This window comes from Lebetimonas sp. JS032 (genome assembly GCF_000523315.1).
Lineage (GTDB): Bacteria > Campylobacterota > Campylobacteria > Campylobacterales > Nautiliaceae > Lebetimonas.
In genome coordinates this window covers 332,592-355,877 of the sequence record NZ_ATHS01000001.1, presented here as the reverse complement: position 1 = coordinate 355,877, position 23,286 = coordinate 332,592, and the positions used below count along the sequence as shown (strand labels likewise).

The 23,286-nt window shown below is 32.2% G+C and carries 23 protein-coding genes; 14 read left to right on the top strand and 9 right to left on the bottom strand.

From position 1 onward, the window contains the following. Positions 1–2,835 (bottom strand): nitrate reductase catalytic subunit NapA, encoded by a 2,835-nt coding sequence (gene napA / locus DZ65_RS0101895; protein ID WP_024790609.1) that lies wholly within the window; start codon positions 2,833–2,835, stop codon positions 1–3. Positions 2,836–3,002: 167 nt separating this feature from the next. Between napA and DZ65_RS0101890 the strand changes: the two genes are divergently transcribed. The 14 genes from DZ65_RS0101890 (at position 3,003) to DZ65_RS0101825 (ending at position 16,642) form a co-directional block, all read left to right on the top strand. Continuing rightward, positions 3,003–3,653 (top strand): response regulator transcription factor, encoded by a 651-nt coding sequence (locus DZ65_RS0101890; RefSeq protein WP_024790608.1) that lies wholly within the window; start codon positions 3,003–3,005, stop codon positions 3,651–3,653. After that, on the top strand, positions 3,637–5,205 hold the full coding sequence (locus DZ65_RS0101885; RefSeq protein ID WP_024790607.1) for a sensor histidine kinase: 1,569 nt from the start codon (positions 3,637–3,639) through the stop codon (positions 5,203–5,205). The genes DZ65_RS0101890 and DZ65_RS0101885 overlap by 17 nt, the downstream gene beginning before the upstream one ends. Positions 5,206–5,261: 56 nt before the next feature. Continuing rightward, the gene (locus DZ65_RS0101880; protein ID WP_024790606.1) at positions 5,262–5,834 is read left to right on the top strand and encodes a NapC/NirT family cytochrome c; all 573 of its coding nucleotides are present in this window, start codon (positions 5,262–5,264) and stop codon (positions 5,832–5,834) included. 70 nt (positions 5,835–5,904) lie between these two features. Then, entirely contained in the window at positions 5,905–6,324 is a 420-nt protein-coding gene (locus DZ65_RS0101875) for a thioredoxin family protein (RefSeq protein WP_024790605.1), read from the top strand. Then, entirely contained in the window at positions 6,321–8,759 is a 2,439-nt protein-coding gene (ccsA, locus tag DZ65_RS0101870; RefSeq protein ID WP_024791136.1) for a cytochrome c biogenesis protein CcsA, read from the top strand. The genes DZ65_RS0101875 and ccsA overlap by 4 nt, the downstream gene beginning before the upstream one ends. A 1-nt stretch (position 8,760) precedes the next feature. Further along, the gene (hemA, locus tag DZ65_RS0101865; RefSeq protein ID WP_024790603.1) at positions 8,761–10,020 is read left to right on the top strand and encodes a glutamyl-tRNA reductase; all 1,260 of its coding nucleotides are present in this window, start codon (positions 8,761–8,763) and stop codon (positions 10,018–10,020) included. Between the two features lie 51 nt (positions 10,021–10,071). Then, a complete protein-coding gene (gene hemE, locus DZ65_RS0101860) occupies positions 10,072–11,097 on the top strand; it encodes a uroporphyrinogen decarboxylase (RefSeq protein ID WP_024790602.1) in 1,026 nt (341 codons plus the stop codon). Between the two features lie 56 nt (positions 11,098–11,153). Continuing rightward, a complete protein-coding gene (gene hemB, locus DZ65_RS0101855; protein WP_024790601.1) occupies positions 11,154–12,137 on the top strand; it encodes a porphobilinogen synthase in 984 nt (327 codons plus the stop codon). A gap of 62 nt (positions 12,138–12,199) precedes the next feature. Next, positions 12,200–13,075 carry a hydroxymethylbilane synthase gene (hemC, locus tag DZ65_RS0101850; protein ID WP_024790600.1) on the top strand — a complete coding sequence of 292 codons (876 nt, stop codon included), beginning with the start codon at positions 12,200–12,202 and terminating at the stop codon, positions 13,073–13,075. A 77-nt stretch (positions 13,076–13,152) separates the two neighbouring features. Then, positions 13,153–14,517, top strand: coding sequence for an oxygen-independent coproporphyrinogen III oxidase (hemN, locus tag DZ65_RS0101845; RefSeq protein WP_035908013.1), 1,365 nt, complete (start codon positions 13,153–13,155; stop codon positions 14,515–14,517). Positions 14,518–14,533: 16 nt separating this feature from the next. After that, positions 14,534–15,241, top strand: coding sequence for a hypothetical protein (locus DZ65_RS0101840; RefSeq protein ID WP_024790598.1), 708 nt, complete (start codon positions 14,534–14,536; stop codon positions 15,239–15,241). A gap of 21 nt (positions 15,242–15,262) precedes the next feature. Next, positions 15,263–15,784, top strand: coding sequence for a Uma2 family endonuclease (locus DZ65_RS0101835; protein ID WP_024790597.1), 522 nt, complete (start codon positions 15,263–15,265; stop codon positions 15,782–15,784). A 2-nt stretch (positions 15,785–15,786) separates the two neighbouring features. Then, positions 15,787–16,338 (top strand): DJ-1 family glyoxalase III, encoded by a 552-nt coding sequence (locus tag DZ65_RS0101830; protein ID WP_024790596.1) that lies wholly within the window; start codon positions 15,787–15,789, stop codon positions 16,336–16,338. A gap of 10 nt (positions 16,339–16,348) precedes the next feature. After that, a complete protein-coding gene (locus DZ65_RS0101825; RefSeq protein ID WP_024786993.1) occupies positions 16,349–16,642 on the top strand; it encodes a hypothetical protein in 294 nt (97 codons plus the stop codon). On the opposite strand, the gene DZ65_RS0101820 is transcribed toward DZ65_RS0101825, so the two are convergent. From DZ65_RS0101820 to DZ65_RS0101785, 8 genes are all read right to left on the bottom strand, one after another. Next, complete coding sequence (locus DZ65_RS0101820) at positions 16,639–17,517, bottom strand: DMT family transporter (protein ID WP_024790595.1); 879 nt, start codon at positions 17,515–17,517, stop codon at positions 16,639–16,641. The genes DZ65_RS0101825 and DZ65_RS0101820 overlap by 4 nt on opposite strands. Next, a complete protein-coding gene (locus DZ65_RS0101815; RefSeq protein WP_024790594.1) occupies positions 17,517–18,473 on the bottom strand; it encodes an amino acid ABC transporter permease in 957 nt (318 codons plus the stop codon). Before DZ65_RS0101815 ends, DZ65_RS0101820 begins: the two co-directional genes overlap by 1 nt. Then, positions 18,470–19,270: a transporter substrate-binding domain-containing protein gene (locus DZ65_RS0101810; protein ID WP_024790593.1), complete on the bottom strand. Its 801-nt coding sequence runs from the start codon at positions 19,268–19,270 to the stop codon at positions 18,470–18,472. Before DZ65_RS0101810 ends, DZ65_RS0101815 begins: the two co-directional genes overlap by 4 nt. Before the next feature lie 12 nt (positions 19,271–19,282). Next, positions 19,283–20,026, bottom strand: coding sequence for an amino acid ABC transporter ATP-binding protein (locus tag DZ65_RS0101805; RefSeq protein ID WP_024790592.1), 744 nt, complete (start codon positions 20,024–20,026; stop codon positions 19,283–19,285). An 8-nt stretch (positions 20,027–20,034) separates the two neighbouring features. Continuing rightward, positions 20,035–20,853 carry an amino acid ABC transporter permease gene (locus DZ65_RS0101800; protein WP_024790591.1) on the bottom strand — a complete coding sequence of 273 codons (819 nt, stop codon included), beginning with the start codon at positions 20,851–20,853 and terminating at the stop codon, positions 20,035–20,037. After that, positions 20,846–21,559, bottom strand: a complete 714-nt coding sequence (locus DZ65_RS0101795; protein ID WP_024790590.1) for an amino acid ABC transporter permease — start codon at positions 21,557–21,559, stop codon at positions 20,846–20,848. The genes DZ65_RS0101800 and DZ65_RS0101795 overlap by 8 nt, the downstream gene beginning before the upstream one ends. A 30-nt stretch (positions 21,560–21,589) precedes the next feature. Then, positions 21,590–22,372, bottom strand: a complete 783-nt coding sequence (locus DZ65_RS0101790; RefSeq protein WP_024790589.1) for a transporter substrate-binding domain-containing protein — start codon at positions 22,370–22,372, stop codon at positions 21,590–21,592. 172 nt (positions 22,373–22,544) lie between these two features. Beyond that, a complete protein-coding gene (locus DZ65_RS0101785) occupies positions 22,545–23,243 on the bottom strand; it encodes a flagellin (protein WP_024790588.1) in 699 nt (232 codons plus the stop codon). Positions 23,244–23,286 lie beyond the last annotated feature (43 nt).

Here is a 23,286-nt window from a genome sequence, read left to right as displayed (position 1 = left end):
TTATGCTTTATATATTTTAACTGCTGCTTTTTTATAGTCAGTCTCTTTACTCATAGGACAAGTTGCATCTAAACAAACTTTATTGATTAATATTTTTTCATCAAACCAAGGAAGCATCACAAGGCCTCTTGGAGGTTTGTTTCTACCTCTTGTTTCAATTCTTGCTTTTACTTTTCCACGTCTGCTTTCAATTACAACCAAATCAAATCTTTGTAAACCTAGAGCTTTGGCATCTTTTGGATTCATATAACAGAGTGCTTCTGGCATTGCTCTATATAATTCAGGAACCCTCATAGTCATAGTCCCAGTGTGCCATTGTTCTAGAACTCTTCCAGTACATAACCAGAATTTATAACCTTCAGTATCATATTTAGGATCTTCCGGGTGAACCATAAACGGTCTGAAGAAAATTTTTGCTTTATTCGGTAAATGAACTTTACCCATAGAAGCAATAGGGTGTTGTAAGTTACCTCTTTTAATTGTTTTTAATAGTGGTCCGTAAAATGCAAATTTTTCACCAGGTTTTGCAAATTTTCTTGCATATGGGTCATATTCAGTGTTAAATCTCCATTTTGTCTCTTTTCCGTTAACAACCGGCCATCTTAGACCTCTTACTTTTTGATATGTGTCAAAATCAGCTAAGTCGTGACCTCTTCCCATACCGAATAATCTATATTCTTCCCACATTGCTTTTTGAATAAAGAAACCGTATCCATTAAACGGTTTACCGTCAGTTCCGATAATTTCTCTACCGTCATTTGCTGCTTCAGTGTTTGGATGAAGTTTTCCTGTTTGAGGATTTTTAGCAATTGGGTCTGGCCATGGGAAGTTTTTGCGGTATTCTTCTCTGTTGAACAATACATCAAATAATGTATCATCTGGAGAATATCCCATTCTTTTAGCTTCTTCTAATATGTCTGGTAAAACAGTTCCATCTGGAAGTTTCCATTTGTGCCATACTTCTTTTAATTTAAATCTTTTTGCAAATTCTGTCATTTGCCATAAATCTGGCATTGCTATTCCCGGAGCTACAACCTGTTGTCTCCAGTGTTGTGTTCTTCTTTCTGCATTACCGTAAGCCCCCCATTTTTCATAAATCATAGCACTAGGCAATACTAAATCTGCCACTCTTGCAGATACTCCAGGATAACTGTCTGATACGATAATAAAGTTATCCATAGTTCTTGCCGCTTTTATCCAATGGTTTGCGTTTGCAGTATCTTGCCAAGGATTACATACCATAGTCCATGACCATTTAAGGTTACCAGATTCAAGTTCTCTCATCATTTTTACGAAATGGAAACCTACTTTTGGATTAATTGTCCCTTCTGGAATTTTCCATAATTTTTCAGTTATTTTTCTGTGTTTTGGATTTGCTACAAGTAAGTCTGCTGGGAGTCTGTGGGCAAATGTTCCAACTTCTCTAGCTGTACCACATGCACTTGGCTGACCGGTTAGAGAAAATGCTCCGCTTCCTGGAATTGATTGTTTTCCAAGAAGTAAATGAACCATATACACAATTTCGTTAATCCAGCTACCTCTTACATGTTGATTGAATCCCATTGTCCAGAAAGATACTACTTTTCTGTTTGGGTCAATATATAAATCAGCTAATTTTTTTAGTTTTGCTTTAAAACTTTCAATGCTTTCGTCAGGGTCTCCTTTTGCAACACTTGCCACATAATCAAGTGTATAAGGTTCAACCGCTTTTTTAAATTCATCAAAAGTTATTTCCCAATGGAAAAACGGTGCATGTCCTTTTCTGTGTTTCATTTCCATTATATCACCGGCTTTCCATTTACCTATTGCGCTAAGTGCCACTGCTTCTTCATCAGTTACCACTTTTGCAGCCTGTTTTTTAATTGTTTGCATTTCTTTGTTTGAATAGTCTAATTTTTGAGCAACACTTGGTTCTCTCATACCATAACCGGTATCAACCGTTCCTGTTGCAAAGATTGTGTATTTTTTTACAAAATCCCAATTTACTGCATTTCTATGGAGAATTTCTCTACCTATATAGTTCATAATTGCTAAATCTGTATTAGGTCTAAAAATTATTTCCATATCTGCAAGATTTGAACATCTGTTTCTGTAAGTAGAAAGATTAACTACTTTATATTTATCAGGATTGTTTAATTTCGCATCACTAACTCTACTCCAAAGAATCGGATGCATTTCGGCCATATTTGCACCCCAGGTTATTACTGTGTCGGTAAGTTCTATATCATCATAACATCCTGCCGGTTCGTCAATACCGAATGTTTGATAAAATCCGACAACGGCACTTGCCATACAGTGTCTTGCATTAGGATCAAGATTATTACTTCTCCATCCACCTTTTACCAATTTACTTGATACATATCCTTCTTCAATTGTATATTGACCGGAACCGAAAATTCCTACACTTGTTGGTCCGTATTTATTGTAATATTTTTTGAATTGTTTTTCCATTTCATCAAATGCCCTTTTCCAGCTGACCGGTCTAAACGGGGCATTTTTGCTGAAATTTCCATTTTCATCAAGCCTTAGTAGCGGCTGAGTTAGTCTGTCTGCACCATACATAATTTTTGCATTAAAATAACCTTTAATACAGTTAATACCCCTGTTTACTGGAGCTTCAGGGTCACCTTTTACAGCAACGATTTTTCCTCCTTTTGTAGCAACCATAATACCGCATCCGGTTCCACAGAAACGGCATACGGCTTTATCCCATTGCCATCCTTCTTCACTTGTTTCGGCCTGTGCTTTTAATTCTTCCGGAACAGTAATTCCAGCTGCACTAGCCGCTGCCACTGCGGCAGTTGTTTTTAAAAAATCTCTTCTTGTCATTGACATAAGCACTCCTTTTTCGCTTTTTAACACTAAAATGATACAACTTATTGATAAAAATGTTTTATATTTTTATAATAAATTTAATTTTAAGGCACTTTATAGGCACATTTACGGCACTTTATAGGCACTTTTTATGATAAAATTAAATAAATTTTTAAAGAAGGAAAAAAATGAAAATATTATTGGTTGAAGATGATGAATTTATAGGTGAGAGTATAAAAGAATATTTTGAAATGAATGGTAGTAAGGTCGATTATTATTCAACTCCCAAAGGGGCACTTGAAAAGATTTATCCCGAGCATTATGATATATATTTATTGGATATAAATATGCCCAAAATGAACGGATATGAATTTTATAAGGAATTAAAAAATTATTCTTCTTCAACACCGGTGATTTTTATAACCGCTTATTCAGATGTAGAACATATTGAAAAAGCCTTTAATATCGGTGCTGCCGATTATATAAAAAAACCTTTTGATTTAAAAGAGCTTGAAGTGAGAATCAAAAGGCTTGTTTTCAAAAAAACGGACAGGATAAAAATTACAGCAAATTATTCATTTGATATAAAAAAATTAAAACTTTTTTATAATGGTAAAGAAGTGGAACTTACCCCCAATGAAAAATATTTCTTAGAAATTTTGGTTAAAAATATTAATAATGTTGTAGATTCCGAAACAATTAAAGATTATGTCTGGGAAGAAAAAGTTATTTGTGAGAATACTTTAAGAACACAGGTTAAAAAATTAAGGAGCAAATTAAAAGAAAATTTTATTAAAAATGTAAGAGGATGCGGATATAAAATTGAAAAAAAACAGTGAATTTAAGTTTGATTTAACAATAGCCTTTGCTTTATTTGCCTTTTTGATAATTATTGTTGTTATATATATAAGTATATATTTTTTTACAAACATAGAAAATGAAAATTTTCAGCAGAATGTTATTTTATATGTCAAAAATTTGGTAAAAGACTATAAAATAAAAAAACAAAAAGCTGTAAATAAGGCTGTTGCAATATCAAAAAGTCCATTAATTTCAAGTGAATTTAATATTAATGAAAATCTGCTTTTTGGGATTTTTAAACTTATCCTTTCAAGTGATGACAATATATATAAAATTTCTCTTATACAAAACAATAAAAATATTTATTGTAAAAAAAATAATTCTATAGTGTGTTCAATAAATCAATCACAAAAACCGAAATTAAAAACTTTGATTTTAAAAGAAAATATAAAAAATCATAATGTTGTTTTTAATATTTCGGTGCCTCTTAAAAATAAAGTTTTAAATATTGTTTATAAATATAAAAATATTTTTGAAAAATATAACGATATGTTTAACATTATAGTTATAGATAAAAAAGGAAAAATCTATTACAGCGATTTTACAAATGCCAAATATATATATGACATATACGGATACCCTGTTGTAGATTTAATGAAAAAATCCCAGGGGTTTATAAGTAATGATATTTATGTGCTGAATTTTAATGACAAATATAACGTTATTTTTTTACAGAACAAGAAATTAATTCGTGAAACAAGTGAAATCTCCAAAAAACTGGCAATTGTTATGATGATTTTATCTGTTTTTGTCGCAGTTCCTCTCGGAATATTCTTTTCAAGACCTTTATACAATTATTATAACGAACTTGATAAAAAAATAAATAAAGAAGTGGCAAAAGTAAAAGAGAATGAGCAGCTTTTAATGCAACAGTCCAAACTTGCGGCTTTGGGAGAGATGCTTGGAAATATTGCGCATCAGTGGAGGCACCCTTTAACACATCTTTCGCTGCTTATTCAAAATATTGAAATAGCATATAAAAAAAATAAAATAGATGAAAAATATATCCAAAATTTTAAAAATAAGGCAATTAAACAGATAGAATACATGTCTAAAACGATAGACGATTTCAGGAACTTTTTTAAAGAAGATAAAGAAAGAAAAGAATTTAATGTTAATGAATCTGTTAAAGAAGTTCTGTTTTTATTGGAAGGAAGACTTAAAAATTACAATATCGATGTGGAATTAATTGAAAAAAAAGAAAAAAACATTATAGGATTTAAAAATGAATTTTTACAGGTAATTATGAATATTTTAAATAATGCAATAGACGTTTTGAATGAAAGGAATATAAAAAATAAAAAGATTTGGATTAAAATAGATGATAATTTAGAAATAGAGGATAATGCGGGGGGTATAAGAAAAGATATAATGGATAAAATTTTTGAACCTTATTTTACAACCAAATTTCAGTCCCAGGGAACGGGTATAGGGCTTTATATGAGTAAAATTATTATTACAAAACATTTTAACGGTAATTTGAATGCTTATAATTCAAATAACGGAGCGGTTTTTGTTATAAAAATTTAAAAAGCACTTTTTAAGCACGAAATTTATATATAATATCAATAAAAAAAAGGAAATCAATGAAAAAAGCTACAATCGGCGCATTAATAATAGGTGCTATTATCGGAATTGGAATTTCTTATTTTGCAGCGGTGATGGTGGATGTTACAGGAACACCTCAGTTTTGTGCAAGCTGTCATGAAATGAAACCGGAAGTTAGCAGTTTTGAATTCAGTGTGCATGGAGGAAATAACCCTTATGGATTTTCAGCTCATCACTGTACTGATTGTCACCTCTCTCATGCAAGTATAATTTCTTATTTGGTTACAAAAGGAATTAGCGGTACAAGAGATGCAATGGCACATTTTGGATTAATTAAAAAAGTTGATTTTAAAGAAAATTTTTGGGAAATGCATCATTATGTATATGATAATGCATGTCTTCACTGTCATAAGGGAATAGAAGAGCTAAAAGATAAAAACCACGTTGTCGGACTTGATGATAATATTCAAAAAATTCATAAAATTTATTATTGGAATGTTAAGGAAAATGGCAAAAAAGTCAGCTGTGTAAAATGCCATAACGATTATACAATGCCTAATTTTGCCCATCCTAATCTTTTAGAAAATTTATCTTCCGAGAAATCGGAATAATTTCTTTTTTATATACTTAATCAGTATTCATATAATTTTTTTGTTACAATACAGAAAAAAAGGAAATTAAATGAAAAAATGGTTGTTTTTAATTGTTGCTGTTTTTGCTTTTGCGTTTGAATGGAGCGGAAAAGTCAATTGGGCAATGGGTTTTAATGCGGCAAAAAATGTTGCCTCCCAAGAGCATAAACTGATTATGGTTGATGTATCACTTACAAACTGCCCCCCATGCAGGTATCTTGCTGCAAATGTTTATACAAATGATAAAGTGGCCGGTTTTATTAATAAAAATTTTGTTCCGGTGTTTTATCTGGCGGATCAGGATAATTTGCCTTTGATAGTTCAAAATTATTTTACAGGTTCAACCCCTACAATATTATTTATCAAACCAAACGGGGAACTTTATTACAGGATGATAGGCGCGAGACCTCCTCAAACGTTTTTAAAAATTCTTCAGTATGTAAATCAAAAATATAAGGCTGGTAAATGATAAAAAAAATATACAATTTTTTCTTTTCTATTGAATTAGCGGTGGTTCTTTCTTTGATATTTATAGTTGCGATGGGGGCTGCAACCTTTTTGAAAACGGATCTTGAAGCCTGGCAGTATGTTTACGGGACCAAATGGTTTGAACTTATTATGTGGCTTCTTGGAATTAATTTAACAGGGGTAATGTTCAGATATAAAACTTATAAAAAGACTCCTATATTCCTTCTTCATCTCTCGGTAATTGTTATTTTACTCGGAGCCGGGATTACAAGATATTTCGGATATGAGGGAAATCTACATTTAAGAAACGGGCAAAGTGCAAATCAAATAACCGTTATTAAAAACAGGGCTAAACCTACGGATATTTATGTAAAAAAACTGGGATTTACCGTAAGACTTGATAAATTTGTTTTAAAGCATTATCCGGGAAGTATGCAGCCTAGCAGTTATGACAGTTATGTAACAATAATAGATGGTAATAAAAAATTTCATTATCATATTTATATGAATCATATTTTAGTTTATAAAGGATATAGGTTTTATCAGGCAAGTTATGATCCGGACGGAGGCGGAAGTATACTTTCAGTCAATCACGACCCCGGAATGTATATGACATATTTTGGTTATCTGTTAATGGCAATAGGCTTTTTAATAAGTATGCTTTATAAAAAAAGCAGATTTCAAATCACCGTTAAAAAATTAAAAACAGGGGGTCTTTTTTCATTGCTGTTATTTTTAGCATTTCCCCACTCGGCGAATGCTTTTGATATTGATTCTTATATACAAAAATCCAAATCCGTTGAACCTGTATGGGAGAGAATTTTGGTGCAAAAAAGCGGAAGAATTGAGCCTATGGATACGCTGGATTTGGATATAGCCCATAAAATTGCAAGAAAATATAAATTAATGGGAATGGATTATAATCAGCTAGTTATGGGAATGCTGGCGTTTCCAGAAAAGTTTCAAAAACTGCCCCTTATTTATATAGGTCATCCTAAAATAAGAAAACTCTTGCATATAAAAGGTAAATACGCTCCTTATATAGATTTCTTTTTACCTAACGGGAATTTTAAATTTACAAAAGAGGTGAATAAGGCTTTTGATACACCAGATATTCAAAAAACACAGTTAGACAGGGAATGGATAAAAATAAACGAAAGGGTTTATGTATCCTTTATGGTTTACACTGCCCAGATTTTTAAAATTTTTCCAACACCGAATTCAAAAAAAATGAATAATACCTGGTTTTCGCCTTATCAGATAGAAGAGAGTGTAACAAAGGGGATGATGGATCCTTTCAGTGCCAGGGCTTATTTAAACAGCTTTAATTCGCTGGTAAAGAATATAAAAGAATTTAATTTAAACGGAGTAAAAAAAGCTTCTAATGAAATATATGAATTTCAAAAAACATATACACCCGATATACTTCCTTCCAAAAACAGAATAGAATGGGAAATTAAATACAATCATTTACAAATTTTTCCTATGCTTATAGGAATTTATTCAACACTTGGGCTCATTATTATAATTTTAGGATTTATTGAAGTTTTAAGACTTAAAAAATATCAGAAAACCGAACTTATTTTTGTGACTTTGGGTGCACTGGCTCTTTTACTTCATACATTTAATATGGGGCTTAGATGGTATGTAGCAGGGCATGCCCCCTGGTCTGATGCATATGAATCAATTATATTTATCGCATGGGGCGCCGCTTTTGCATCACTTGTTTTCTTTAGAAAATCAATGCTCGCACTTGGTGCCGGCCTTTTTGTAGCAGGTATGTTTATGATGGTTGCGCATTTAAATAATATAGATCCTCAAATTACAAATCTTGTTCCGGTATTAAAATCATACTGGCTTTTGGTTCATGTGGCGGTGATTACCTCTAGTTACGGATTTCTAGCAGTCGGAGCGATGCTGGGTCTTCTTAATCTTGTTTTGTTTGCTATTAACAAAGAAAAACTTAAAAAACAAATTAAGGAATTCAATAATATCATTTATATCGCTTTATATATAGGTTTGGCTTTGCTCAGTGTCGGAACATTTCTTGGCGCTGTCTGGGCAAATGAAAGCTGGGGAAGATATTGGAGCTGGGATCCGAAAGAAACATGGAGTTTAATCTCAATGGTTGTTTACGCACTTGTTATTCATGCTAAAATGATGCCAAAACTCAGAGGTGAATTTATTTTTTCATTATTGGCGTTTTTGAGCTTTTTCTTTATTTTAATGACATATTTCGGAGTAAATTTCTATATTGCCCAGGGACTTCACAGTTATGGTCAGGAAGTGGTAAACGGATACGGGTGGATTAATATTATTTTTGCCGGAATGGGTGCCTGGTTTGCAGTGGTGATTTTAGGGCTTGGAATGGAGCTGTATCAAAAAATAAACAAGCCGCTTAAAATAGAAAAAAACGAATATTCGCCAAAGACTTAAAATGTATTTTATAATAAGTTTTAATTACAGAAATTCTGATATAGGCTTAAGGGGAAGACTTTCCAATTTGACACTGGAAGATTTTACAGATTTTAAAGAAGTTATGATTCTCAGCACCTGTAACAGATTCGAAGTCTTTTTTGATCAAAAAAGAGATTTGAATGAGCTGTTTGAAAAAGCTTTTTCAAAGGTAATTACAAAAGAAGAATTTACCAGTGCCGAAATTTATGAAGGTAGAGATGCCATAAGGCATACTTTCAGGGTTGCTGCAAGTCTGGATTCGATGGTTGTAGGCGAAGCCCAGATTACCGGGCAGCTTAAGGAAGCTTTTTTAAAAGCTTATGAAAAACATTATATGACGCAGGATTTGACAAGACTTATTCATTTTTCTTTTAAATGTGCAAAAAAAGTCAGAAATCAGACACAAATTTCAGAAGAACCTATTTCTGTGGCATCTATTGCCGTAAAAAAAGCAAAAGACAGACTCGATAATTTAAGCGGTTATTCCGCTGTTGTTGTGGGAGTGGGTGATACCTCCAAAATTGTATGCAAAAATTTGATAAAAGAAGGCGTTAATATAATTTTGGTAAATAGAACAATTGAAAACGCATTTGTCCTTAAAGAGGAATTGGGGGAAGATGTAAATATAGATGTACACCCTTTGGAAAAACTGCCAAAACTTATAAACAACTACAGGCTTCTTTTTTCAGCTACTTCATCAAAAGATCCAATTATAAAAAAAGAATATATAAAAAATACCAATTATTTAAGAATCTGGTTTGATTTGGCAATTCCCTGCGATATAGAAACAATAGAAAATGAAGCCATAGAAATAATTAAAGTCGATGATTTGAAAAATATATCAGAAAAAAATTTGAAAAAAAGAAAAAAAGAACTTGTTTTTGCAAATGATTTAATAGAAAAATGCGTTGTTGAATTTTATAAATATCTTCAGTCAGTATCAATTGAACCGGTTATAAAATTCTTGCAGACCAAATCAAAAGAATGTGCCGATTTGGCCTTGAATAATGCTATAAAGAAAAAATATGTGCCTGAAGAATACGAAAAAGAGATAGAAAAAGTTTTACATAACGCTTTTAAAAGATTTTTACATAATCCTAATATCACTCTTAGAAAAATGGCAGATTCTCCGGAAGCAGATATTTTGGTTTCGGCAATAAAAAGACTTTTCGGAATAAAAGGTGAATTTTTAGATATAAACAAATGTGATTATCATATGGATAAGGGAATACTTAAATAGTGATTTGTGGGTGGTGACTAGTGAGTAGTGAAAAATAATGAAAGGAATAAGATGATTTTTATTGATGCATGTTTTGGAAAAGAAACTTCATATACACCAGTTTGGATGATGAGACAGGCCGGCAGGTATTTGCCTGAATATATGGAAATAAGAAAAAAAGTAGGTAATTTTTTGGATATGACAAAAAATCCTGAAATTGCCGCTGAAGTTACCATCCAGCCTGTAAAAAGGCTTGATGTGGACGCTGCTATTTTATTTAGCGATATACTTAATCTTCCAATGGAAATGGGTTTACCTCTAAGATTCGAAAAAGGTGTTGGTCCCGTTTTTGACAAAACTATAGATTCTGAAGAAGACATAGACAGACTTGATTCTAATGCGGATAAAAAAATATCTTATGTGTATGAAGCGGTAAAAATAATAAGAAGTGAACTCAGTAAAGAAAAAGCTTTAATTGGATTTTGCGGGAGTCCCTGGACAATTGCCACATATATGGTGGAAGGAAAAGGAAGTAAACAATATGCAAAAATAAAAAGAATGGTTTATACAAATCCTATGATGCTTCATAGACTATTAGCTTTTAACACCAGAGAATTAATTGAATATCTTTCAAATCAGATTGAATCCGGAGCGAACGCCGTAATGGTTTTTGACAGCTGGGGCGGTGCGCTTGAGAGGGATAAATTTTTTGAATTTTCCTGGAATTATATGAAAACAATTTCAAAAGAATTAAAAGAAAAATATCTAAATATACCCGTTATTTTGTTTTCTAAAGGTGTAGGTTTATATATGGGTGATATGGACGGGGATTTTGATGTATTGGGGGTTGACTGGAACACTCCTATAGATTACGTGTTAGGTATTTTTAAAGACAATTATACGCTCCAGGGAAATATGGAGCCGACGCGTCTTTATTCAAAAAGTGCAACAAAAGAGGCTGTTGAAAAAATTGCTAATACAATGCAAGGACACAGGCATATATTCAATTTGGGGCACGGAATTTTACCGGATGTGCCTGTGGATAATGCTAAATATTTTGTGGATTTATGTAAAGAAATTACGTTAAAAAGAGGATGAAGGATTTAGGAATAAGGATTAAGAAAAATAAAATGTACAGTGAAAAAGGAGAATAAATGAATTTAAGAAGATTAAGACTTAATGCTAATATCAGGGATTTGGTAAGGGAAAACTATATTACAAAAAATGATTTAATTATGCCTGTTTTTATAAAAGAGGGGCTTGATGGTAAAAATGAAATTCCTTCAATGCCGGGAATTTATCAAAACGGGGAAAATGCTTTTTTGGATGAAATAAATGAGTGTATAAACCTTGGAATAAAAGCCGTAATTTTGTTTGGAATCCCAAAACTAAAAGATTCATGCGGAAGCGATGCTTTAAGCGAAGAAGGGCTGATTGCAAGAAGTGTAAGAAAAGCCAAAGAAATGTTTGGAAATAAAATAGCCATTATTACAGATTTATGTTTTTGTGAATTTACAGATCACGGGCACTGTGGAATAATTAACCCGAAACTAAAAACTGTTGATAACGAGGCGACTCTTGAAATCAGCGCAAAACAGGCACTAATTCATGCCAAGGCGGGTGCAGATATGATAGCACCGAGCGGTATGATGGATGATATTGTTATTACTTTAAGAGATGCTCTTGATAATAACGGTTTTTCACATATTCCGATTATGAGTTATTCAACCAAATTTGCAAGCGCATTTTACGGACCGTTCAGGGATGCGGCCGAGAGTGCACCTGTCGCAAACGAATATCTTCCAAAAAATAGAAAAACATATCAAATGGATACGGCAAACGCAAGGGAGGCTCTGCTTGAAAGCTTAATAGATGAAGCTCAGGGTGCTGATATTCTAATGGTAAAACCGGCTCTTAGCTTTATGGATATTATAAAAACGGTTAAAGAAAATACACTGAAACCTCTTTGTGTTTATAATGTGAGCGGAGAATATTCCATGGTAAAAGCGGCAAGTATGAACGGTTGGATGGATTATGAAGCATTAATGATGGAAATTTTAACCGGATTTAAACGAGCAGGGGCCGATATGATTATAAGTTATCACAGTAAAGATGCGGCTAAAATATTAAATGGATAATGGAAGATGAAGAATATAAAATTAAAAAATTGTATAATTTGCAAAAAAATTAAAGGATGTAAATGAAATTAATAATTGCAACCAGAGGTAGTAAGCTGGCTCTTTGGCAGGCTGAATGGGTAAAGAAAAGGCTTGAAAATCTGGGTCATGAGGTAAGTTTAAAAATTGTGACCACTACAGGGGATAAAATTTTAGATAAGCCTTTAACTGAAATTGGAGGAAAAGGACTTTTTATTAAAGAGGTTGAAGAAGCCCTTTTAAGAGGAGAAGCCCAGATTGCTGTACATTCTCTTAAAGATTTTCCAACCGAGTATGACAGGGAACATTTTACTCTTGCCGCCGTTCCTAAAAGAGAAGCAGTTGAAGATGTTTTTTTAAGTGAAACATTTGAAACACTTGCTGATTTACCTTTTAATGCGGTTGTAGGAACCAGTTCAATTAGACGTGCTATGCAGATTAAAGCTTTCAGAGATGATTTAATAATCAGTGATTTAAGAGGAAATGTTGATACAAGAATCAATAAATTAAAAAACGGTGAATATGACGGAATAATTTTGGCTCATGCCGGAATCAAAAGACTCGGGCTTAAAAAATCTGTTAAATATTTAGAAATTATTGATACAGATTTAATTATTCCGGCAATGGGGCAGGGGGCACTTGGAATTGAAACTGTAAATGATGAAAAAGTAATCGCAGCCGTTAAGCCGCTCCATGATTTAAGAACATTTGTGGAAGTCAGTATAGAAAGGGATTTTGTCGATACTTTGAATATGGGATGCCATGCACCTGTGGGAGTAAATGCAAAAATAATGCCTGATGATTCCATTAAAATAAAAGGAATTCTTGAAAGAAATGGTAAGTTAATAAAAAAAGAGGTTGTTATTGCCTTTGACAAATGGGAAAATGCAGGGAAAGAGTTTGCAGGGGAATTTAAATAAATAGTGAGTAGTGAGTAGTGAGTTGTGATAAGTTGCCAAGATGCCAAATAGCCAAGTTCCAAGTGAAAAGGTAAAAAATGATAAATGAAAAAATAGATTTTGAAAAACTCTCCAAATATTCAAGACACGCACCGAGATATACATCATATCCGACAGCGGTTGAGTTTAAGGATTTAAAGCCTGAAGATATTATAAATGAATTTAAAAGTGATAAACCTGTAAGTCTTTATTTTCATCTGCCGTTTTGCAGGAGCGCCTGTTATTTTTGCGGATGCAATGTTGTATATACTTCAAAAGCAGACAAAAGAAAAAGATATATTGAATATTTAAATAAAGAGCTTGAAATATTAAGTGAATATCTTGATACAGGCAGAATTGTCAGACAGCTTCATTTTGGAGGGGGAACACCCACATTTTTCACCCCTGATGAATTAGAAGAAGTTTATAAACTGATTTATAAATATTTTAAAAATTTTGAGAGTGATGCAGAAATAAGTGTGGAAATTGACCCAAGATTTTTTTCTAAATCTCATATGGATGTTATGAAAAAATTCGGGGTAAACAGAATCAGCTTCGGAGTTCAGGATTTTAATGAGGCGACTCAAAAAGCGGTAAACAGAATTCAGCCTTTTGAAATAACCAAAGAAGCAGTTGACATTGCAAGGGGTGCAGGAATAAAATCGATAAATATCGATTTAATTTACGGCCTTCCTTATCAAAGCTTAGAAACATTTAAGAAAACGCTTGAACTCGTTATTAAGTTAAATCCTGACAGAGTTGCAGTGTTTAATTATGCTCACGTTCCATGGCTAAAAAAAGGTATGAGAAAGATAGACGAAACTACCCTTCCGGCCCCTGAAGAAAAACTAAAAATTTTCAAATATGTAATAGATTTTTTTGAAAATAACGGATATATAATGGTTGGGATGGACCATTTTGCAAAGCCTGAGGATGAACTGTTTAAAGCTATTGAAAAAGGAGAACTTCACAGAAATTTTCAGGGATATACCACAAAAGGCGGGGCTGATTTAATAGGAGTCGGCCTTACTTCCATCAGTGAAAGTGAAAATGCATATTTCCAAAATTATAAAGATTTGAAAAATTATGAAAAAGCAATTGATGAAGGAAAACTCCCGACATTCAAGGGTGTAATATTAAATGAAGAGGATAAAATCAGAAAATATATAATAATGGAAATGATGGCAAATTTCAGCTTTGATATAAAAAGATTTGAAGAAAAATTTGGTATTAATTTTTTTGATAAATTTAAAAATGAAATAAATGAACTGCAGGAATTTGTGAACGGGGGACTTGTTGAAATTGACAAGAATAAAATAAAAGTCAGCAGGACGGGGAGTCTGCTTATTAGAAATATAGTGCTGCCTTTTGATGAATATTTTAAAAAAATGAAAAATCAAAAAGTATTTTCAAAATCTGTATAAATTAGGAGAGAAGAAAATGGATAAAAAATTAAAAATTTCAATAGGAAATCTGCCTTTAAAAAAAATAGATGTGGATATTTTTTTGCATCCGGTAAAATATAAAGATTCAATAACTTATGAACCGATGGCTGAAGAAGCGGTTATTGCTTTAATTGCCAAACATTTTACCTATGAAAAAGTGCCTGAAAGGGTAAAAAATTATTTTGACGATATGGATGACGGGTATTTAATGAGTGAAAGTAATTTTGATGAATATGATTTGAAAAAACTTGAAATAGGTGAAATAATTGTGGGTAGAGATGTTTTATTGCATCCAAAATATGAAAATATAAAAAATTTTTTAGCAATTCTTAGAGATTTTGGAGGGTTTAAAATTAGTGGAATAGAACTTCCTGAGTTTTTTAAACCAAGCGACCTTATTTTAGCTGAAATTGTAGAAACCGAAAAAACTTTTGAATATAATTTAGAAGAAATTGACGGGCTTCCAAGTTTTGACGGAAGTGTGGTTTATGCGTGCGATGACAATTTTGTTATAAGGGCTAATGAACTTTTATGCTCTCATCAGTTTATTATTGCAAACAGAATTAAATCTTTTAAAGTTGAGGTTGACGGAGAGGTTAAAGAAATTAAAAAACTTCCGGAACTTAAAGGGACGTTTGGAATAATTTATAAAAAAGTTGATGAGTATCCCTTTTTAAGAGTTAGTATTAAAAATTTGGTATAATAATATAAAAAAAGGCTTAATATGAGCTTTAATCCCCCGACCTATACATACTTTGATTATAAAAACTGGAAAGGTGACTGGGAATTAATTGAAGGATATCCTTTTGCAATGGCACCAAGTCCTGTAAGTAAGCATCAATTGTTAATGAGCAGGTTAGTTCAATATTTTAATAATGGATTAGAAAAGTGTGAGTGTGAGAGTTATCCAGAGCTTGACTGGATTATTGATGAAAAAACAGTTGTAAGGCCGGATATTGCAATTTATTGCGAAGAAATAGAAAAATATCCAAAAACAGCTCCAAAAATTGTAGTAGAAATTGTTTCTGATTCAACAGCAAATAAAGATGAGGAGATTAAATTTAAACTTTATGAAAGAGAAAAAGTTGAATATTATATTTTGGTTTATCCAGATTTTGAAAAGGTAAGAATATTTAAGCTAAAGAATTCAAAATTTGATAAAGTTTATGAAGGAGATAAAAAATTTAAGTTTGATATTTGTGATATAGAGATTGATTTTGGTAAAATATTTAAAAAAAGGGGGTAAAAATGGCAAAAATATGTGTTCCTTTGGCTAACGGGTTTGAAGAAATTGAAGCAACCTCACTTATTGACGTAATGAGAAGAGGGGGGCTTGATGTAATTGTTGCCGGTGTCGGCGGGGATGTGATTTACGGAGCCCATAATATAAGGGTAATTCCAGATACAAAAATAGAACTTATAAATGCAGATGAGCTGGATTTAATCGTATTACCGGGCGGACTTCCGGGTGCAATTAATCTGGCAAATGATGAGAGTGTTCAAAAACTTTTAAAAGAAATGGATGAAAAAGGAAAATATGTGGGTGCTATATGTGCAGGTCCGTATGCACTTAAAACCGCCGGAGTTTTAAAAGAGAGATACACAGCATATCCCGGATGGGAAGGAAATATAAGAAAAGAAGGATATGTAAGTAATGCTAAAGTTGTAGAGGATAAAAATGTTTTGACAAGTAAAGGTCCTGGAACAGCTATGTGTTTTGGTCTTGAAATTGTTAAAAAATTTGCAGGTGAGGAAGTTTATAATCAGTTAAAGGCAGGATTATTGGCTGATTTTTGTTAAGGAGTTTAAAATGAGGGGAATTGAAGCATTGGATTATTTTCTTGAAAGCTGGCATGGAAAAATACGTGAATTTGATGAATACAGAGAATTTGACGCATTAATTGAATATGTTTTTGGAAATGAGAGAAAATTTTTTGATTCAAAAGTCGTAATAGAGAGGTTTTTTGAGAGGAAAATTTATTTTGATTTAAAAGAAGAAGTAAATGAATTTATTCCTGAAGAGATTGAATATGATCCGATGAGCGGTAATTTATATATAAAAAGAAATCTGTTTGAAATAAAAATCGCCCCAAGAATTTATTAATAATTTTTGGGGTTAAATAACTTAATTATTTTATCTCCTATTTCACTTATGATTGTTGCAAAAATGACTAAAAAACCACCTGATATTTGAAATAAGGTTAATTTTTCTCCATACATAATTCCAAAAAATGCAGCCGTAACCGGCTCTAAAGCGAAAATAACCGCTGTTTTTGTCGGAGATGTGTATTTTTGGGCATAAGTTTGAACGAAAAAAGCAAATACCGTTGCAAAAAACGAAGTAATAAAAAGTGCGAAAATCACAAGGGGTGTGATTTTTATCTTGTGAGATTCAAACGGTACAAATACTAAACTTAACAGTGCAACAACTAAAAATTGAAAAGTTACCAGTGTATAAATATTGTATTTTTTAGAAAAAACATCTGTTACGCTTACATGCATACCGAAAAATATTGCACACAAAAGAGGATAAATTTCATAAACATTAAAAATTAGTTTTCCGCTTAGTGTTAATAGATATAATCCTATAACTGCAATTATAACTCCGATGATGGAATATATTTTAATGTTTCTTTTAAACAGCAGAAAAGAAAATATCGGGGTAAATACCACAAATAACGCTGTTATGAAGGCAACAATATTTGAAGGTACAAAATTAAGAGAATATGTCTGTGCGGCATAAGCTATAAAATTCAAAAATCCCAGAATACAAGCAGCAAGAATATCTTCTTTTTTTAAAGTAATTTTTTTATAAAAAATCAAAAGCATTAATAAAAATGCCAAAAAAAATCTGGCAAAAAGAAAAGAGAACGTTGGTAAATCTTCTATTGTCTTTTTCATTAGAATAAAAGTGGAGCCCCAGAAAAAGGCTGTTAAAATTAATAAAAAATCAGAATATTTTGCAAATATTCTATCCACTAAATTCCGCCCTGCGCTTTCATTCTTTTTTCGAGTTTATGTCCGATAAAACTCAAAATTGAAGTTAACATCAAATAAAGAACAGCTACCGTGAGCCATACTTCGAATGGAGAAAATGTGTTTGCAACAATTTCTCTTCCCACTTTTGTAAGGTCTGTAATGGATATAACCGATACAAGTGAACTGTCTTTTATTAATGAGATAAGCTCACCTATAAGAGCCGGAAGTGCTTTTTTTAAGGCCTGCGGCAGAATAATCAGATACATTTTCTGAAACGGTGTAAACCCGAGCGACATTGCCGCTTCGTGTTGTCCTTTATCAACCGCCTGAATTGCGCCTCTTAAAATTTCTGCAATGTAAGCCCCGTAAAAAATAGATAAACTCATTACACCCGCCCAAAATCTCGGAAGTGCAAAAATAGTTGCCACTATAAAATAAAAAATAAACAGCTGCACCAAAAGAGGCGTTCCGCGGATTACAGTGACATAAAAACTGCCTATATAATCAAGTGCCGGGATGCCGCTTAGTCTGATTATTGCTATTATAAGTCCGATTAAAAAAGCGAAAAGCATTGAAATAATTGAAATTTTAATAGTTACCCAAATTCCTAAAATAAAAGGACCCGGTTTTAATTTTTCTTTATATGCAAATTCATCATCCTGAAATAAATATTCACCATTTTTAAATTGTAATTTATAACCATTTATATCAAACTGATAAATTTTTTTATTTTCGCAGATTATTACAGTTTTATTTTGTTTTATCTGAAGCTTTCCGTCACATGGAGCTGTAAGAGGAATTTTAGCATTATATACAAAATATTTGGGAATCATATCCCATTTCCATGTATAATTTATTTTGCTTGCAGCGTTATATAAAAAATATCCTACCAACACATAAAAAAGAGAGGCTAAAAGTAAGCCTGTTTCTTTTTTTTTTAATATTGACTTTTTCATTGAACGCTTTTTAACCAATCAGTATGTCTAAACCATTTGTTGTACAGTTTTTCATAAGTTCCGTCATGTTTGATTTGTCTTAAGAAATTGTTTAACCAGTTTAGAAAATCAGGGTCTCCGTGATTTATTGCAAATCCTAAAGGTTCATATGTTAAATCCTGATTAAGAAAAATAAGTTTCCCTTTTCCTTTATCCGCCATAAATAGTTCATTGTAAGGTTTATCGTATATAAATGCATCGGCTCTGTTGTTTAATACTTCCTGAACGGCTGCGCTTTCTGAATCAAATGTTTTGATTGTGGCGTGTTTAAATAATTTTCTTGCCGCAATTTCTCCAGTAGTACCAAGTTTGGTTGTAATTACCATACCTTTTTTATCTAAATCTTTATAACTTTTTACACCTTTGTGTTTTTTATTTACAAGAAGCGTTTGACCGACTAAAAAGTATGGATTTGTAAATGCCACTTTTAAGTTTCTTTTTTGGGTAATGGTCATACCTGACATTATGATATCACATTTATTGGTAATAAGTGCAGAAATGATGCCGTCCCATGCTGTCGGAACAAGTTTTAGTTTTACACCCATATCTTTAGTCATTTTTTTTGCAACATCAACATCAAAACCGATTATTCTTCCGTGTTTGTCTCTCATTTCAAAAGGAACATAACCCGGCTCCAGACAGACTCTAAGAACTCCTTTTTTTACAACCTGATTTAAAGTGGATTTTTGCCAAAGATTAAAATCGGCAGCAAAAACCATTGATACCAAAGCTAAAACCGTAAATAGTAATTTTTTCATTTTTATCTCCTTTTAATGATGTAAGATTTCGCTTAAGAATTTTTTTGCCCTGTCTGTTTGAGGGGTGTTGAAAAATTCTTCAGGCGTATTTTCTTCTACTATCTGGCCTGCATCCATAAATACAATTCTGTCACTCACTTCCCTTGCAAATCCCATTTCATGGGTTACACACACAATTGTATAATTTTCTTTTGCGAGTTCCTTCATAACATCAAGTACTTCACCTATCATTTCCGGGTCCAGTGCACTTGTCGGTTCGTCAAAAAGAATAATTTTAGGCTTCATTGCAATTGTCCTTGCAATTGCAACCCTTTGTTTCTGACCTCCGCTAAGTTCACTTGGGTATTTGTTTGCCTGATGAGGAATTTTAACCCTCTCAAGCAGGCTCATAGCAAGTTCTTCGGCTTCTTTTTTTTGCATTTTTTTTACTTTAACCGGAGCCAAAGTAATATTTTCGAGTATTGTCAAATGCGGAAAAAGATTAAAATGCTGAAAAACCATTCCAACTTCCTGACGGAGTTTGTTTATATTTGTTTTTTTGTGATATAAATCTTTTCCGTCAATAATTATTTTTCCGCTGTCAATATCTTCTAGTCTGTTTATACATCTGATAAGTGTAGATTTTCCGCTTCCGCTCGGTCCGCAGACTACTACAACTTCTCCTTTTTTTACGTCGAAATTTACACCCTTTAGGGCGTGGAAATTTCCATAATATTTTTCAATATCTTTCATCTGAATGATTTTGTCATTATCCATCTATGCTCCTATGCGTTAAGCTGTTTTTCAACTTTTTTTTCTAAATGATGAGAAAATTTACTCATACTGAATGCTATACTGAAATATACCAACGCTACAAAAGAAAATACTTCAAAACTGATATAAAGTCTGTTATTGATAATTGTTGCAGCCCTGAAAAATTCAATTACGCCTATTGTATAAGCAAGAGACGTATCTTTAAAAAGTGCAACAAACTGTGATACAAACGCCGGTATCATTTTTCTGTATGCCTGAGGTAGAATTATATAAAAAAATGTCTGAAAATTATTCATTCCAAGAGATTTTGCAGCTTCAAACTGTCCTTTTGGGATGGAATTTATACCGGCTCTTACTATTTCGGCAACATAAGCACTTGTAAATATGGTAAATGCAATTATCGCCGCAACGGTAGGTGACACATGTGCCTGAGTGTGAAAAAAGCTCATTGAAAATACCGGTATTGCAAAAAATACCCAGAATATAACCATAAGCAGCGGGGTTGCCCTTACTATTTCAATATATAAAATCGATGGTATTTTAATTAATTTAATACTAGACCATCTCGCGATTCCAAAAATTGAACCAAGTATAAAGCTTAAAATTATTGAAACAATAGCCAAAATAAAAGTTAAGGCAAGTCCTCCAATTTCCCCAGGTCTTCCAAAAAACAGAAATCTTAAGTTATCTTTTGTAAAAAGTTCTTCGTAATGGGTCTCAGGGTATGCAAGCATTTGAAAAATTTTAAGCAGCGCAGCAATTACAATAATATTGAAAATCCAAAATACTATTTTATGTGTTTTGAAATAATTTTCTATGTTTTTAAGCATTTTTTACGCCTTTTGAAAATTTTATTTCTATGAGATTCATTATAAACGAAGTGCTCAAAGTTAAAATAATATAAAGGATTGTAACTGCTGTCGCCGCTTCAAAGCCTCTAAAAGTTTCAGCATCTATTTGTTGCGTTGAAAAAGTAAGCTCCGCCACACCTATTGTCATAGCTAAAGAAGAATTTTTTATTAAATTTAAAAACTGGCTTGTAAGAGGTGGAATGATAATTCTGACAGCCTGAGGATATATTACATACCACATTACCTGAAATCTGTTCATTCCAAGAGATCTTGCAGCTTCAAACTGCCCTTTTGGAATGGAACGTATCCCCGCTTTTACCACTTCCGCTATATAAGCGCCCGTATATAAAATAAGCGCTAAAAGGGCTGAAAAAAATGCATCCACGTCATTTATATGTAAAAAATCCCCCCATGTATTTAAAAACGGAAAAATTTGTGAAAGAGTGAAAGTAAAATATATAAAAAACATTTGTACAATTAAAGGAATGTTCCTGAAACTTTCAACATAATAACTTGAAATAAGACTCAGCCAAAAGCTTTTGGAAGCTCTTCCGATTCCTACGATAGAACCAATTATAAAGCTGAAAAAAATTCCTAAAACCGAAAGTTTTATTGTAGTAATTAATCCATTTATTAGCAGCTGCTTATATTCAATTAACACATGCCAGTCAAATTCATAACCCATTATTTACCTTTATCCCGAAAAAGGGAGAAATTATTTAGGCCAAACTTCAGGAAGTCTGTTTGGTTTTGTTCCGAACCATTTTATATAAAGTTTTTGATAAGTTCCGTCCCTTACAGCATCTTGGATTGCAAAATTTACCGCATCTCTGAAGTTTGATTCATTTTCTCTGACTCCCATTCCGTAAGGTTCGAAAGTAAATGTTCCGCCTACAACTTTGAATGCACCGTGTGAATTTTTAGCCTGGGTTACACACCATGTATAATCTGTTGAAACCGCATCGACTTTTCCTCTTTTTAATGCCATAACAGCCTGAGGATATTCCTGGAAATATACAAGTTTAACTTTTGGATTTACTCTTTTTAAATTGTCTCCGCTTGTAGCCCCCTGAATTACCCCGACTTTTTTACCGCTTAAATCATGATAGTTTTTAATTGTGGAATCTTTTCTAACCATAATTGACTGACCGTCAAAATAATAACTGATTGTAAAATCTATCGGTAAATCTCTTTTTACTTTGTGGGTCATACTGGCAGCTGCAATATCTACAGTCCCGCTTTGAACCATTGGAATTCTTGTTTTTGAAGTAACCTGTGTAAATACAGGTTTCACACCGAGTTTTTTTGCAATGTATTTAACCAAATCTATATCAAAACCTACAACCTGACCTTTTTCGTTTACATAACCAAACGGTGGAAAGTCATATTTCACTCCTGCTTTTAATACACCTCTTTTTTGAACATCTTGGAGTAAATCAGCATTTAAACCGCTAAAAATTACTCCTAAAAGTACAAACAGGGCAAGTATTTTTTTCATTTTTTGCTCCTTTGAATTTTTTTTTCAAATCATTATAACAAAACAATGACAAATAAAAGAAATTTTTTTGCATATATTTTAATCAATTATTGTTTATATAAGTATTTATAATTAAGGCCGGGTAATTAAAAAGAAGTGTGTTAAAATATTAAACGGTAAAAAAAGAAAAATTTTAATCTCTTAATAAAGATGTAATATATTCTATATTTAGACTGTTTTGATGAACCTGCGCTAAAACAGAGGCATTTAATTTTATTTTTTCATTTTGCATATCCATAACTTTTTTGGCCATATCCGGTTCATTTTGAGCTTTAGCTGCAGATTCTGATACTATATTTTGTGACAGATTATTGACTTTGTCTCTCAAAGCATTTTGGGCCGCTCCGATACTTGAAAATGCACTGTTTAATGATTTTTCAAATTCATCGAGATTGTCAACATCAAAATTTGGCATGGAAGTATTTATATTAATTTCGTTAAACTGAAAACTTCCAAAAACATTTTTATTGTTATATGTTGTATTTTCTAAAGTATTATTTATATTTTTGGTATATTTTTGAATTTGGGAATCGATTATGTTTAAATTATCATTACTGAGTGCGGCATTGTTTAATGCAGCCTGAAGTGTTTTTATATCGTGTAAATTATCCCTGATTGAATTTAAAGCCCCGTTTGCAATTTGTGTAAAACCAATCGCCTCATTATAATTATTAATTTCCTGTAAATTGGAATCAATATCGTTTTGGAATACATCATTTACAAATTTGTTTACTGTTTCTTCTACATTTGGATTGGATATTTTATCTAAATCTTTTTGAATTTTTTGTAAATGGTTGTTTATATGGTTTTGTGTTAGGTTTTGAACTTTCATTTCCCACTCCTTTATAATTGATTATATCATATTTTTGATAAAA